The organism is Acinetobacter sp. SwsAc6, assembly GCF_013391565.1.
GTDB lineage: Bacteria > Pseudomonadota > Gammaproteobacteria > Pseudomonadales > Moraxellaceae > Acinetobacter > Acinetobacter cumulans.
Window position 1 is genome coordinate 138,992 of the sequence record NZ_JACAXE010000001.1, and the last position, 15,302, is coordinate 154,293.

The window sequence follows — 15,302 nt, forward strand, 5'->3', positions numbered from 1 at the left end:
CAACAAAACCAAAAGAAAATAGCGCTAGAATAATTTTATTTAAACAAATACAAATAAATACTCGAGGTTAATTGAGATGAATTTAATAAAAAATAGTATGTTGGCACTGGCTTTGGCAGGTAGTTTAAGCTTAACAGGCTGTGGTTATAACACTTTGCAAGTGAAGGATGAGGCAGTCAATGCATCGTGGTCTGAGGTACAAAACCAATATCAACGTCGTGCAGATTTAGTGCCTAACTTGGTCAATGTTGTGAAGGGTTATGCAAAACATGAAGAACAAGTACTGACTGAAGTGACGCAGGCTCGTTCAAATGTTGCCGGTTTAAAAGTAGATAAAGAAGTACTTGAAAATCCTGAACTATTTAAAAAATATCAAGAAGCACAATCGCAAATGACCAGTGCGTTATCACGTTTGATTGCAGTTTCAGAAAATTATCCAGATTTAAAAGCCAATGAACAATTTAAAGATCTACAAGTGCAATTAGAAGGTACAGAAAACCGTATTGCAGTTGCGCGTAATCGTTATATTTCAACTGTTCAGGACTATAACGGCTATGTTCGCCAATTTCCTCAAGCAATGACTGCAAAAGTGATTGGAATGAAAACAAAACCAAACTTTAGTGCTGAGCAAAGTGCTCAATCTGCACCTAAAGTGACTTTTGATTAAATTGTTGCGCTAAAGCCTGTAAGGAATGCTGATGTCTAAACGTTTGCACAACTCTAAAGCTTACTTGGGGTTGTATTTCGCTCTGTGCTTAAGTCTATTGAGTCTGAGTAGTCATACCTGGAGTGAGACTGCTGTTGCTCAAGATGAGGCTGTGAATGAAATAGCCGTGGCCTCTAAGATCATAAAAGAGCAACAATCGGCGACAAAGACGAGTCAACCAACAGCAACGGCATCAGCTGACGCAGTAACACAGCCTGCACCTAATATTGCCAATGATATGGCAGAAGGCCAAAGTGAACGAGCTTTACCCACACTAAACACACCAATTGTGGATCAAGCAGGCTTATTAAGTGCAGCGGAAAATCAGGCCATTAGCCATAAAATCCTACAGCTACATAAAACTGCCAAAGCACAGGTTGGTATTATTATTGTACCGACCACGGGGCAAGAAGACATTTTCTCTTATGCCATGCGAGTTGCAGATCAGTGGAAGCTTGGAACAGCCAAACAAGACAATGGTCTGTTAATGGCGATTGCAGTGAATGATCATCGCATACAAATATTGTCGGGTTATGGATTAGAAGGTGTGTTACCTGATGTGGTATTGAGTCGAATTATTCGGAATAATATCACCCCCTATTTCAAGCAAAATCAGTATGCACAAGGGATTCAAGTGGGATTAAATGAGATTGAAAAAGTCCTGAATATGGATCCAGAAGTGGCAGCTCAAGCCGCTCAAGCTTTAAAAGAGCAACAGGAGCAGGCTTTACATGAGCAACAAGCCAAAGAAAAAACCATGATGACTGCTTTGTTTATTTTAATTGCAGGCATTATTGGCTCGTATATTGTAGGTAATCGATTGAGTGCAGCAACAGCAGCTGTTGCAGGTACGGTTGCGGGGCTAGTGAATGGTGCAGGCCTAATTACTAGCTTGCTCATTGGTGGTGGTATTTTCTTTTTATTAATTACAGCATTGGCGCAATTAATCTTTCAAGCCTTCCTCTCAGGTGGTGGGCGAGGAGGCGGTGGCTCTGGTGGCGGCTTTGGCGGTGGAGGTTACCGTGGAGGCGGAGGTGGTTTTGGTGGGGGAGGTGCTTCAGGCTCATGGTAACGACATCTGAAACAACAAAAATTTTAACGCAACCTAAAATTCAAGATTTGCACCAGCCAAGCTTCAAACGTTGGCTTAAGCATTTTTGCTTTTTACCTGCGACAAAACGCTATTTTGATCAACAAGATCAGCATGCGATAGCACAAGCTGTGACGCGTGCAGAGCAGGGGCATGTAGGGGAAATACAAGTCGTTATTGAGGGGCATATTCCTGCACATCAAGCCTATTCACAAAATACCTATGCACGGGCACAGCAATTATTTGCAGAATTAGGCGTATGGGATACTGAGCATAATAGTGGTGTGTTGTTATATCTAAATTTATGTGAACGTAGTGTAGAGATTGTGATTGATCGAGGCATTAAAAACTTAACTGAACAAAAAGTTTGGCAAGATATTTGTGAATCCATGCTGGTTGCATTAAAGCAAGGGAATTATCGCGATTCTGTGGTGAATGGGGTAATGGAAATAGGGGAAGTGCTTGGAAAATTTTATGAGGAAGTGCAAGTAGACAAAAAAAACGAAATTTCTGATTCGCCAGTGATCTTGTAGGCATGAAATATGAGTAAGATAGTGACATTAATTGTCACTTTTAAACACAAAAAGAGACAAAGTTTTCACAAAAAAATAAATATTTTTTTAAAATGCTGTTTTTTTGAGTTTTTTTATTATAATCATTCTTGGCACACTTAGTGCTAAAAATAAATTAGCTTTAAAGGCTTAATAATTAAATTATACATTTGTGGAGAATGTTATGAATGCTCAAAAAGGTTTTACCCTTATTGAATTAATGATCGTTGTTGCAATTATCGGTATTCTTGCTGCGATTGCGATTCCTGCTTATCAAAACTATACGAAGCGTTCACACGTTTCTGAAGGTTTAAGCCTTGCTGGTGGTGCTAAAGCAGGTATTGCAGAATTCTATTCTTCAAATGGTAAATTCCCTACAGGTAACACATCAGTTGGTCTTGCGCCAGCAGCAAGTATTAAAGGAAATGCTGTAAACTCTGTAAATGTATCAGGTAGCTTAATTACAATTACATATGGAACAAAAGTTGAAGCGGGTAAACAGTTAAATCTTAAAGGTACACCTTCTGGTGGCGGTATTACATGGACATGTTCTGCTCCTACAACAAATGGTGTAGATCAAAAATTCTTGCCTTCAAATTGCCGTAACTAATTTGAATGTTAAAAACACCCTATTTATAGGGTGTTTTTTATTTTTAAGTGCTGGGGAAGTTTTTGAAGCAAATCACTCAAAAAACAAAGCCTCTTTTTGTTTTGTTTTCAATTTTAATTTTTACATTTTTAATTTATGCACCTGGATTATCAGGTGATTATGTTTTTGATGATATTGCAAATATTGTTGAAAATCAGAAAATAGCAATTACATCTTTAGATTATATGAGCCTTAAAGCGGCTTTTTGGTCTGGTGATGCAGGGCCTTTGGGGCGCCCGATCAGTATGCTGTCTTTTGCATTGAATTATTATTTAACAGCTTTTAACCCTTATTATTTTAAATTAACAAATTTAATCATTCATTTATTGAATGGTATTTTAATTTATTTTATATCATTAAAATTATTTTTTTGGATTTTTCTAAAAGAACAAAATATAAAAAAAAATCAATATCTCGCCTTGATCGTAAGTTTTATTTGGTTGATTCATCCTTTAAATTTAACCAGTGTGCTGTATATTGTACAAAGAATGACGAGCCTTTCGACATTTTTTGGGTTATTGGCATTGTTAATCTATTGTCACTGGAGAAGTAAAAGCCTAAATTTCTCAAGCTCAGTATTATCAATTTGCGGAATTTTATTGGCATTATGTTGTTCAGTTTTTAGTAAAGAGTCTGGTTTGCTTTTTGTCGGATTGATTTATTGGGTCGAGCTTTGCATTTTTAAAGCAAGAAATACCCGTCATGAATGCATAAAAATAGGAAAAATTGGCTTAAATTATATTTTGTGGAGTGGGGTTTTTGTTGTACTTTTGGGCTTGATCTATATCGCTTGGCCTTATGTTATAAACTTAAACCCTGGAAATAGAGATTTTAATATAGCAGAAAGATTATTAAGTGAATCTAGAGTACTATTTTATTACTTGAAAATGATTTTTTTTCCATTGCTCTCAGATTTAAGTCTTTATCACGATGATTTTGAAGTATCTAAAAATATAACAACACCAATAACAACATTATTTTCAATTTTAGGTTTACTATTCATTAGTATATTTAGCCTTATTTTATATAAGAAAAATTCCATAATTTTATTTGCATGGGGTTGGTTTATTATAAGCCATCTAATGGAATCAACATTTATTAGTTTAGAGTTGATTCATGAACATCGCAATTATTTTGCAAGTATAGGTTTTATTATTGCAGTTGTTTATGGTTTGTCTGAATTTAAGTTTAATAGGGTAAGGCCTTTAATTTATATTGTTTGTACTATCTATATTTTGAATTTGGCTTTTACAACGTGGCAGCGTGCAGTTATTTGGTCAAATTTAGTTGATCATGCGGCATTTGAAGTGGCAATGCACCCTAGTTCAGATCGAGCAAATTATCAAATGGCTCGAATTTATTTAAAACTTATGGAAAAAGAACCTGAAAGAAAAGTCTATTATGCCGATCAAGCTGAAAAATATTTAATTCAAGCGCATGAAAGCTATAAGCCTGCTAATGGTTCATGGTTTGCACAATTGCACCTAGCATCTTATTTGGATAAGCCTATTTCTGACGATGTCATTCAACAGTTAATATATAATTTAACAAATCATCCTTTTTATAATAGTAATATTGGCTTCTTAAGTGCTTTTACACAGTGTCAAATACAGCAGTTTTGTAAATTGCCACATGATCAAGCAGTATTAATTATTAGTGCGGGATTAAATAATCCCAATATTACACCTGAATTTCAATCTGAAATTTATAAAATACTGGCACAATATTTTGTATCAGTAGCAATGGATTATGAAAAAGCAGAGGAGTTTATGCTAGATGCTATACATTATAGAAATGATATTAATGGAAATTTGTTGATGGCGCAAATTTATAGATTGCAAGGTAAGTATTTTTTAGCAAAAAAACATATTGGAATTGCACGAAATTTAGACGTTAAAAATAGTTGGTATAAAGAAATAGCTATAGAAAATAGAAATGTTGAACAAGCTGAACTATTGGGAAAATAAATTGAAAATTAGCATTGTACTACCTGCAAAGAATGAATCTGGTGCAATTGGAGAAACAGTAAGTAAAATTCTCCAACTAGATATTATTGACGAGATAATTGTTATTAATGATGGATCTACAGATAATACTAAAAATATTGCTGAGCAAGCAGGTGCTAAAGTAATTTCACATCCTTATTCAAAAGGAAATGGAGCTGCCATTAAAACAGGTGCACGTAATGCAACTGGTGATATTATTGTGTTTATGGATGCTGATGGCCAACACGATCCAAATGATATTGAAAAATTGATTGAAAAAATTGAACAAGGGTATGATTTGGTTGTAGGTGCTAGACAAAAAGGTTCACAAGCGAGTTTGGGGCGTGGTATTGCAAATAGTCTTTATAATAATATTGCAACATACATGACAGAGCATAAAGTGGAAGATTTAACTTCTGGTTTTAGAGCTGTAAGAGCTGAAAAATTTAGAGAGTTTATTTATTTATTGCCTAATGGTTTTTCATATCCAACGACAAGTACAATGGCGTTTTTTAGAGCAGGGTATTCTGTAACTTATGTGCCTATTCATGCTGCAAAACGAATTGGAACCAGTCATATTAAACCATTTAAAGATGGAATGCGTTTTTTTATTATTATTTTTAAAATTGCAACTTTATTTTCTCCGTTAAAAATGTTTATTCCTATTGCGGTTATGCTCTTTATTATGGCGACGGCTTGGTATGGGTATACACTCTATGAATATCATCGTTTTACAAATATGAGTGCTTTACTTTATACCGGTAGTGTGATGATTTTTTTAATGGGCTTGATTTCTGAACAGATTACTGCATTGATGTACAAAGAGAAATAATCATTGTGTTGAAAAGTTTAATACAACTCTGGAATATTCTTTCTAAGCTGGATAAAAGAAAAGTAATATATGTGCTTTTTTTGATCGTGGGTATGGCATTTATAGAGTCACTGGGTGTAATGTCTATTATGCCTTTTCTAGCAGTGCTTTCTGATCCTAATATTGTAAATAGTAATCCCACATTAAAATTATTTAATGAATATTTAGACTTTAACGATACTAAAAAAACTATAGTTGTTTTAGGCTTAATCTCATTGGGGATAGTTATTTTTTCTACTTTTTTTAAAGTTATTACCCAATATGCAGTCAATCGCTTTGCAAGCTTACAAAGACATTATTTCTCTACAAAATTATTGAAAATATATCTGCAGCAAGACTATAAATTTTTTATTGAAAGAAATAGTTCGAATTTAGCTAAAAACATATTATCAGAAGTAGATCAGCTTATTTGGACAATGATATTGCCTACACTATCCATGCTGTCGTATGGCATAGTGTTAGTGAGTATGATTGGAATTCTTCTAGTATATGATCCTGTGATGGCAATTAGTACGGCAAGTGTATTGTTTGTTTTTTATTCGATCATCTATTTTATTGTAAGAAAAAAATTAGCACAAATTGGCATTGAGTTTACTGAAGCCAATCAAAATAGGTTTCAAATCTGCCAAGAAGCATTAAGCGGTATTAAAGATGTTATTATTAATAATGCAAAAGATGGATATATAGAGGAATTTGAAAAGTCATCACGAATTTTTGCAAGACATATTGCGACTAGAGAAACACTTAGTCAAATTCCATTAAATATTATTGAAACAGTAGGCTATGGCTGCTTAATTGGCTTAGCCATTATTTTAGTACTTTCAGATAAAGATGTATCTGAAATATTACCAGTATTAGGTTTATATGGATTTGCTGCATACAGAATGCTTCCTGCTGCACAAAGTATTTACCGCTCTTTAGCTCAATTAAAGTTTTCACAGCAAGTGCTGAATGTTTTATATCCAGAGTTTAAGATTGGCTATAAAGAGAAGATTATTCATAACTTAAATTCAGATCAGACATTAAACTTCTCTAAAACAATAAAATTAGAAAATATAACGTTCAGCTATAACAATGATCGTAAAATTATTAAAAACTTCAGTATGGAAATAGAAAAAAATACAAGTATAGGTATTGTAGGTAAGAGTGGCAGTGGAAAAAGTACTCTAATGGATATCATGCTGGGACTGCTAAAACCTCAGCAAGGGAAAATACGAATAGATGATGTTGAAATTGAATTAGAAAGTTGTCATGAATGGAGAGATATTGTTGGTTATGTACCACAGTCTATTTATTTAGCAGATAAGTCGATTGCTGAAAATATTGCATTTGGAATTCCTATTGATGAAATTAATATGGATCAAGTAATATTGGCAGCTCAACAAGCACAAATTCATGAGTTTATAAACAATGACTTACCTCAGGGTTATAATGAAATAATTGGTGAGAGGGGAATAAAACTTTCAGGTGGTCAAAGACAAAGAGTTGGTATTGCCCGAGCACTGTATAAAAAACCACAAGTTTTATTTATGGATGAGGCTACAAGTGCATTAGATGATGAAACTGAACGTCTTATTACACAATCTATTGCAAAGTTAAATGGTCAAATTACAATGGTTATTATTGCTCATCGGCTTAATACGCTTGCATATGTTGATAAAAAAATAGTGCTTTAATATGGACAAAAAATTGCGCAAAATTCTTTATTGTAGTTATGAGTTTAGAAGTAGTTATCAGAGAGGTATTTATCAATTTACGAAGTCTATGATGGATGCAACATGTCATTTAGGGTATGAAAATTACTTATTAACTCAAGCAAGAGAGCCAAGTGAAATTATTCAATCATTGGTCGATGCAGATCATTATGTTGATAATAAGTTTGAAGAATTGAATGCATATATAAAATTTCTATTAGGAAATAGAAATAATTTTGAAATATGTACAAGCAAAAGTTCTAATGTAGATGGATTTGAGTATCTTTCAAAATTAAAAGGTTATGTGAACTCTCCATTATTTTATAATTCATCACATTATTCTGTACTTTTTCCAAATTGTATTGGAATGACAAATATTGCATTAGATGGTTTTGGTGAAAATGACATTATCTTTTGTAGTTCACCAATGACAATCAAGTCAAATAAACATAAAGTCGTGCAAGTGGTACATGATGTTATGCACCTAAAGGATCGTTCAAAGTGGGAGCGATATATGTATAGGCGAATTTCTGCTGCCAACTTTGCAGATAAAATTTTGACTGTTTCCAATCATACTAGAAATGAGTTTTTAGAGTTTTTTCCGCATTTAGCAGAGCGTACAAGTGTAATTTATCAGCCAGTACCTGTTGATGAAGTATTACTTAAGTTAAGTGAAGATTTAACAGTGCAAGATCAAGTGCTAAAAAAATATAGGGTTAAGCGTGGGTGCTATATGTATTATGTGGGGGCCTTAAATGCTGGAAAAAATATTCATAGAATGGTTGAAGCTTATCATTTGGCTACACGTGGAGATTTGAGTAGGCCCTTACTGTTGTCTGGTAAGGTGGATCAAAATTATTTTAGTCAGCATAAAGTTTATAATTATTTATCTTCTTATGAGCAACCAGAGAAAAGTAAAAATGTTCATCTTACAGGCTATGTCACAGACTTAGAAAAATTATGTCTTTTAAGATGCTGTAGAGCATTTGTATTTCCAACGTTAGGCGAAGGGTTTGGTATACCTGTGATAGAAGCGCAAATGTGTGGTGCGCCAGTTCTAACATCAAATAATACTTCTTTGCCAGAGGTAGTGAGAGGGAGTGCTCTATTTATTAATGATCCATTGAATATATCTGAGCTTTGTAATTCTATAATAAAGATGTGGACGGATGGAAAATTATGTGAAATTTTGATTTGTAGAGGCAATAAAAATATAACAAGATTTTTAAAATATAATTTTGAGCAAAATGTTCAAAAATTATTAATCTATTAGTTTAGTTGTTTTACTAAAAACTTAACCAGCTATCAGGAATTAATTCTTTAGATAGTGTGTTAAGTTTTTGGTCTTTAAACCAATTTTTGGGACAAATCACAATTTTATCATTGTTGCTAGCTAACCATGCTGCCCACCAACTAAAAGTACTATTAGATATGATAAAATTTTTACAATTTTTCATTAATAAGAATTCTTCAATATCACTGTTACATATATCACTTATAAAAATAAAATTACCGTTTATAATTATATTATTTTTGCACCATTCAATATCATCGCTGAAAATAAAAAAATAAGGATTATTTTTTGAGAAATAATTTATTGCTTGATTATAAAAACTAAGATCACATGCTCCATGTTTTTCATGAGTTGAAACGTCTGTAATATAGTCACCTCTTCTAATGTGAAGAGCAACTGAATTATTATTTTTTATCATATCTAAAATATCTTTGCTTTTAATTTTCTCGTTAAGTAAGTTAAAATTACTTCTCATTTCATTTTTTATTTTTATAAAATATTTTTCGTTCTGATAGTAACCATTTAAAATAGTACTTCTATTTATATTTTTAATATTTTCATCGAAAGAATATTCAATAGTCTCATGATGAAAAAATGGTAAAGAGAGCTCTCGAATTGAGTTGAAAAATATAAAAAATTTTCTGTAATAATTATTATTAATTATAGGGGAATTGATATTTAAACGATGTAAGCTAAAATCCCTTAAATTATCATTTTTTAGGTTGCATGTATCCAATACTAATCTGTAGTTCTTTTCTTTCGCTAGACTGTATGCTGTATAGTATTGAAATAATTGATTTCCAAGACCGCCTTTTAGTCTAACAATAATATAATTTCTTTTTTTCATGCTAAGATATGAGATAGACGTAGTTATATATATAATACACAAATTGAAGATAATTTTTTAATAAATAAACATTTTTGAGAGATTTGATTGCTATGTTAAGAAAATTTTTTGCAATTTTTGGAGCAGACTGGGGGAAATTTAAGTTAACGCTAATGGGCTGGATGTGGTTTCTAAAAGATTTTCTTAAGTTCCGATCTGAAAATAACAATCATAGTGAAAGATGGCAGATTAAAATATTACCTATTTTATTTGATAAGGCTGATTCAGCAGGTGATGTCACAAATCAATATTTTCATCAAGACTTATATGTTGCTCAAAAAATTTATAAAGAGAGACCTCAAAATCATTTAGACATAGGCTCAAGATTAGATGGCTTTGTTGCACATTTAGCAACTTTTATGACTGTTGATGTTTTGGATATACGTCCTATTAAGAGCCAGATTAAGAATGTTAACTTTGTACAATGTGATTTAATGTCAAATCATGAAGTAAAAAAAAAGTATCACTCTATTTCATGTTTGCATGCTATAGAGCATTTTGGTTTAGGGAGATATGGTGATAGTGTTAATGTGGATGGGTATATAAAAGGCTTAAAAAAGATAAGTGAATATCTTGCATGTGATGGTGTTTTATACTTTTCAGTACCAATAGGTCCACAACAAGTTTGTTTTAATGCCCATAGGATATTCAGTATAAAATATATATTAAATTGGTTGGATAAAGATTTTGAAATACTTAACTTCTCTTATATCGATGATTTTGGAAATTTATATGAAGATGTATCTTTAATTCAGGAAAAATCATCTAATAATTTTGATTGTAATTACGGGTGTGGTATTTTTATTGTTAGAAAGTTGAAAAAATAAAATGAAGATATACTTAATATCATTGAAACATGATGAACTTCGTCGTAGTAAGTTATCTGTAAAATTTTTAAAAAAATATAAAGATATGCAATGTATTCAAGCTGTTAATGGTAAAGAGTTATTGGCAAAAAATTACTTTTTCTATCTTCATCAATTTTTTAGCAAATTTAATAAAATAATTACTCCTAGTGAATTGGGATGTACACTCAGTCATATAAAAGCTTTAGAGGTTTTTTTAGACACAGAAGAAAAATATTGTTTAATTTTGGAAGATGATGTTGTTGGCTCTGATTCTGATATTTTACTATTAGAAAATATATTTTCAAATATTGATCTTCAAGGCATATTTATTTTAAGAGATCAATCAAACTTTGGTTTTGAAAAGTATATCTTTGGGCGGAAATTAAAATTCTTCTATGAGATACCTGAATTTTCAGTAAAATTTATTTTTGGGGCTTGTTCATATGTAGTGGATAGGGAGACAGCTAAAGCTCTAGTAGATTATCATAGTAAAACCCTAGATATAGCTGATTTATGGTATAAAATTAATAAAAAAATTAATAAAAAAATATATTATTATCCGTTGTTTATTCATCCTGAAGATTTATCAGATAGTAATATTGAGGAAGAGCGTTCTAAATTTTTTAATAATAAAATATTTGTAAAAAGGCTTTTAGATCAGAGGATTTTTGGGAAAGTATTTAATCGTTTTAGAAATGATTTTTATCGCTTTTTTCTTGTATTTAATGGTTATAGGCAAATACATAAGGATGGTAAAAATGACTATTAAAGTTAGTATTATTATTCCAAGTGCAGGTAGAAGATCTGATCTTTTAAAACGCGCAATTAAAAGTGCAATACTAGATGATGCCATTATAAAAACAGAAATTATAGTAGTATTAAATGGTAAAGATGGAATGCTATTTAACTTAGAGAATGCTTTCCAGCATCCTTTAGTAACTTATCATAAAGTTGAAGATGGGGGGGTTTCCAAAGCAAGGAATTATGGTATATCTAAATCTAAAGGTCAGTTCATTCGTTTTCTGGATGATGATGATTTTTTATATCCTGATATAGCTTATCAACAATATCTAGAGATGTTGAAGTCAGATGCAGATCTGTCTACATATGGGGGAGCAGTTGAAGATCAGTCAGTGCGATATCAGATAGTCCTACCAATACATTATAAGGATTTTTGTGCTGCTGTTTTAAGTGCTAATTGTCCGGCTTTAACATTCGCGACAGTTTATAAAACTAGCTTAATTAAAACGCTTAAATGGCCAGAAATGATCAGTATTGCTGAAGATGAATCTTGGATGCGACTGATTGCTGAAAGTTGTGAAGTAAATTGGATAACAAATAAAAATGTCGTTGGTGTTTGGTATCAACATAATGTTGATAGGTTGTCCTATGCATATGCACATCCACAATTTGGAAAGAACCGATTTTCTTCTATCTATAGATGTTTAGAAAATCTATCTTTAAATAATAGATTGACAATTGATAGAAAAAAATCGGCTGTTGAAGGTATTTGGTCAAGTATCCATAGTAGTTTTTTCTTCGCACCTTTTTATTGGACATCTAAATCTTTTGTAGCAAGGAACTTAAATAAAACAGTTCAACCGATACATTTAAGAAAATATGAAATTCCATATTGGTTTAACCCAATTATAATTGAATGGATTTTATTACCTAAAAGATTGGCAAATCATATTTTTAGAGTTTTACGATTTAAGTTAAAAATTGGTTTATTTATTAGAAAAGGATAGTGTTATTTAATGTCTAAAATAAAAGTTAGTATTATTATACCAACTATGGGTACGCGATTTGATTTTTTACAGAGAGCAATTGAAAGTGCTTTATTGTGTGCTAAAGATATTGTGTGTGAAATAATTGTAGTAATTAATGGAAAGAATAGACATAATTTTAACATTGAAAGATCTTTTAGTCATCCATCAGTTGCATATCACTTTTTAGAATTTGGTAATGTCTCAAATGCAAGAAATTATGGACTTTCTATTGCTAAAGGTGATCTTATTCGGTTTTTAGATGATGATGATTATTTAATACCTAAAATTGCTTATAAACAGTATATTGAGCTCTATAATTCTAATGCTGGTATGTCGACATATAATCTAAAAAATGTTGATTTTAACTTTAAAGAATATCCGAGCAACTTTACAGATAAATTTGACAATGGCTATCAAGCTATATTTGCAGGTTCTACCTTAGGAATTCCGCTAATTCATGTTTATAAAAGAAAATATATAGAACGTCTGAAATGGAATATTTATTCTAATAATGGCGAGGATTTTGAGTGGCTTTTTAATGTTCTTCTTAATTCTAATATAGAGTGGATATTTAGGCCAGATATCGTCGGTATTTGGTTTCATCATAGAAATGAAAGATTATCAAAACCATATACTTCTAACACAGCATTAAAGTGTAATGTTGAAAATATGATAAAATTGTATGCTAAAATTAATGATTCTGAAATTTTGGATAACTACATAAAAGGATTAATATTTTTTAGTAGGAAAGCATTTTGTTTAGATCCATGTTATTGGTCAAAAATTATAGATATGGCACAGTCAAAAGCACATAAAGATCAGTTGCGTTATTTTTATAGATTGGGTATTCATATTAAGCTCATCGAATGGAGTTTATTACCTCTGAAGAGAATATCTAGAATATCAAAAAAATATATCTTTAATTTTAATAGTTATTTGAGGTAGTAGATTGATAGTTCATATTATCGTTGTAACTTTTAATCGAAAAGAGTTGTTATCTAAGGTTTTAAATTGTCTAGTTGGCCAATCAAGTTTTAGCTTGAAAGTGATCGTTATAGACAATTGTTCTACAGATGGTAGTAAAGAGTTTATCCAACAAAAAAAATTACTAGATAAAGTTCAATGGTTCTCCCTAGGCAAAAATTTAGGTGGAGCTGGTGGATTTTTCGAAGGGATCAAATATGCCTTAGAGCAAGGTGCAGAATATATATGGATGATGGATGACGATGGTTATCCCGATGCATTGTGTTTAGAAAAACTTTATAGAGTTTTAATTGATAAAGAATTGGATGCGGTTTCTCCATTACAAATTAATATCAATAATCAAGAGCAACTTGCTTTTCCTGTTTGGATAAACAAAAAACAAATTCGTGGTCATGTGGACCAAATCCCTAAAGATACTTTTCTCATTCAAGAAGCTAACTTGTTTAATGGACTTTTAATTCATCGTTCTGTGGTCGAAAAAGTAGGATTGCCACGTAAAGAGTTTTTTATACGTGGTGATGAAGTTGAATATACAAAACGTTTTTTTAAAAATAATATTAAATTTGGAACACTAACGAGTGCCAAGTTTTATCATCCTAGTGATGATACAGAGCGAGTACCATGTTTGTTTGGCCGAATAATTATTCGCGATGCACATTCAGATTTTAAAAATTATTATATGTTTAGAAATAGAGCAGTTGCATTTATAGAAGATGGAAATGCTGCCTTATTGCCGTTAGATTTTATACGCTATTTATATTATTTTCTCATTCATAAAAAATGGAATTGGAAAGGTTTAAAACTTTGGTGTACTGCAACATATGATGGTATAAAAGGTAAGTTAGGACGACATCCAAAGTATTGATCATTGGGGAATATTTTGAAAATTTTAATTGTAGGGGCAGGTTTTGCAGGGTCTGTGTGTGCACGTGAACTGGCTGAAGCTGGGCATGAAATCTTAGCAGTTGATCGTCGAGATCATATTGCTGGTAATGCTTTTGATGTAAAAGATGAACATGGCATCTTAATCCATCAATATGGCCCGCATATTTTTCATACCAATAGTGAAAGAATTTTTAACTATCTATCGAAATATACAGAGTGGTATCCATACGAGCATCGAGTACGTGGCGTGGTAGATGGAAGAGAATATCCATTTCCAATTAACCGCGATACTTTAAATCAGCTCTATAATTTAGACTTAACGGAAGTGCAAGCAGCTGAATTTTTTGAGAAAGTACGTGAGCCAAAAGAAAGAGTATTAACCAGTGAGGATGTGGTGTTGAACTCTGTTGGCCGTGATCTTTATGAAAAATTCTTTTTAAACTATACTAAAAAACAGTGGGGGCTTGATCCTTCTCAGTTAAAAGCGGGTGTTGCTGCACGTATTCCGACACGAACCAATTCGGATGATCGCTACTTTACAGATAAGTATCAAGCTATGCCATTACATGGTTATACGGCAATGTTTGAAAATTTACTCGATCACCCAAATATTCAGGTGCAAACTTCAACTGAGTTTAAAGATGTCTTGAATGAAAAAAATCAATTTGACCACATTGTGTATACAGGTCCAATTGATGCTTTTTATGATTATCAATTTGGTCATCTGCCTTATCGTTCATTACGCTTTGAGCATGAACATTTAGCCCATACTAAGCAATATCAAAGTGTAGGTACGGTGAATTATCCAAATGATTTTGACTTTACTCGTATTACTGAATTTAAACATTTAACAGGTCAAAAACATTTATCAACTTCCATTGTCAGGGAATATCCTACAGCAGAAGGCGATCCATACTATCCAATTCCACGTGATGAAAACGAAAAATTGTTTAAACAATATCAAGCGTTAGCAAGTGCTGAAGAAAACGTGACTTTTGTAGGACGACTTGCAGAATACCGTTATTACAATATGGATCAGGTTGTTGGTGCTGCATTAAATGCAGTGGGTAAAATTTTAGGGAAATAAGCT

Annotated in this window: 15 protein-coding genes; 14 read left to right on the top strand and 1 reads right to left on the bottom strand. The window is 32.0% G+C overall.

The genetic code is table 11. The annotated features are described in order from the left end of the window. The first annotated feature begins 76 nt into the window (after window positions 1-76). The 8 genes from HYG93_RS00625 to HYG93_RS00660 all read left to right on the top strand — a co-directional run bounded on the left by HYG93_RS00625 (window position 77) and on the right by HYG93_RS00660 (window position 8,819). Window positions 77-667 (top strand): LemA family protein, encoded by a 591-nt coding sequence (locus HYG93_RS00625; RefSeq protein WP_106983937.1) that lies wholly within the window; start codon window positions 77-79, stop codon window positions 665-667. A gap of 25 nt (window positions 668-692) precedes the next feature. Next, window positions 693-1,778, top strand: a complete 1,086-nt coding sequence (locus tag HYG93_RS00630) for a YgcG family protein (RefSeq protein ID WP_372658361.1) — start codon at window positions 693-695, stop codon at window positions 1,776-1,778. Then, window positions 1,772-2,329, top strand: a complete 558-nt coding sequence (locus HYG93_RS00635; RefSeq protein ID WP_178961627.1) for a TPM domain-containing protein — start codon at window positions 1,772-1,774, stop codon at window positions 2,327-2,329. Before HYG93_RS00630 ends, HYG93_RS00635 begins: the two co-directional genes overlap by 7 nt. A gap of 202 nt (window positions 2,330-2,531) precedes the next feature. Continuing rightward, the gene (locus tag HYG93_RS00640) at window positions 2,532-2,957 is read left to right on the top strand and encodes a pilin (RefSeq protein ID WP_178961628.1); all 426 of its coding nucleotides are present in this window, start codon (window positions 2,532-2,534) and stop codon (window positions 2,955-2,957) included. Window positions 2,958-3,019: 62 nt separating this feature from the next. Beyond that, window positions 3,020-4,963 carry a hypothetical protein gene (locus HYG93_RS00645; RefSeq protein ID WP_137287896.1) on the top strand — a complete coding sequence of 648 codons (1,944 nt, stop codon included), beginning with the start codon at window positions 3,020-3,022 and terminating at the stop codon, window positions 4,961-4,963. After that, entirely contained in the window at window positions 4,932-5,813 is an 882-nt protein-coding gene (locus HYG93_RS00650) for a glycosyltransferase family 2 protein (RefSeq protein WP_178961629.1), read from the top strand. The genes HYG93_RS00645 and HYG93_RS00650 overlap by 32 nt, the downstream gene beginning before the upstream one ends. A gap of 5 nt (window positions 5,814-5,818) precedes the next feature. Continuing rightward, window positions 5,819-7,528 carry an ATP-binding cassette domain-containing protein gene (locus HYG93_RS00655; RefSeq protein WP_178961630.1) on the top strand — a complete coding sequence of 570 codons (1,710 nt, stop codon included), beginning with the start codon at window positions 5,819-5,821 and terminating at the stop codon, window positions 7,526-7,528. A gap of 1 nt (window position 7,529) precedes the next feature. Beyond that, window positions 7,530-8,819 (top strand): glycosyltransferase family 1 protein, encoded by a 1,290-nt coding sequence (locus tag HYG93_RS00660; protein ID WP_178961632.1) that lies wholly within the window; start codon window positions 7,530-7,532, stop codon window positions 8,817-8,819. A 13-nt stretch (window positions 8,820-8,832) separates the two neighbouring features. Here HYG93_RS00660 and HYG93_RS00665 read toward each other — a convergent pair whose 3' ends face one another. After that, window positions 8,833-9,729: an alpha-1,2-fucosyltransferase gene (locus HYG93_RS00665; RefSeq protein ID WP_256733372.1), complete on the bottom strand. Its 897-nt coding sequence runs from the start codon at window positions 9,727-9,729 to the stop codon at window positions 8,833-8,835. A 50-nt stretch (window positions 9,730-9,779) separates the two neighbouring features. Here HYG93_RS00665 and HYG93_RS00670 point away from each other — a divergent pair, with 50 nt between their 5' ends. Genes HYG93_RS00670 through glf form a run of 6 tightly spaced genes read left to right on the top strand, consistent with a single transcriptional unit; the run spans window position 9,780 to window position 15,299 of the window. Continuing rightward, window positions 9,780-10,553 carry a DUF268 domain-containing protein gene (locus HYG93_RS00670; protein WP_256733374.1) on the top strand — a complete coding sequence of 258 codons (774 nt, stop codon included), beginning with the start codon at window positions 9,780-9,782 and terminating at the stop codon, window positions 10,551-10,553. A gap of 1 nt (window position 10,554) precedes the next feature. After that, window positions 10,555-11,343: a glycosyltransferase family 25 protein gene (locus HYG93_RS00675; protein WP_178961636.1), complete on the top strand. Its 789-nt coding sequence runs from the start codon at window positions 10,555-10,557 to the stop codon at window positions 11,341-11,343. Continuing rightward, window positions 11,333-12,322: a glycosyltransferase family A protein gene (locus HYG93_RS00680; protein WP_178961638.1), complete on the top strand. Its 990-nt coding sequence runs from the start codon at window positions 11,333-11,335 to the stop codon at window positions 12,320-12,322. Before HYG93_RS00675 ends, HYG93_RS00680 begins: the two co-directional genes overlap by 11 nt. A 9-nt stretch (window positions 12,323-12,331) precedes the next feature. Next, window positions 12,332-13,288 (top strand): glycosyltransferase family 2 protein, encoded by a 957-nt coding sequence (locus HYG93_RS00685; protein WP_178961639.1) that lies wholly within the window; start codon window positions 12,332-12,334, stop codon window positions 13,286-13,288. A 4-nt stretch (window positions 13,289-13,292) separates the two neighbouring features. Beyond that, window positions 13,293-14,192: a glycosyltransferase gene (locus HYG93_RS00690; RefSeq protein ID WP_178961641.1), complete on the top strand. Its 900-nt coding sequence runs from the start codon at window positions 13,293-13,295 to the stop codon at window positions 14,190-14,192. 15 nt (window positions 14,193-14,207) lie between these two features. Then, window positions 14,208-15,299 carry a UDP-galactopyranose mutase gene (glf, locus tag HYG93_RS00695; protein ID WP_178961643.1) on the top strand — a complete coding sequence of 364 codons (1,092 nt, stop codon included), beginning with the start codon at window positions 14,208-14,210 and terminating at the stop codon, window positions 15,297-15,299. Window positions 15,300-15,302 lie beyond the last annotated feature (3 nt).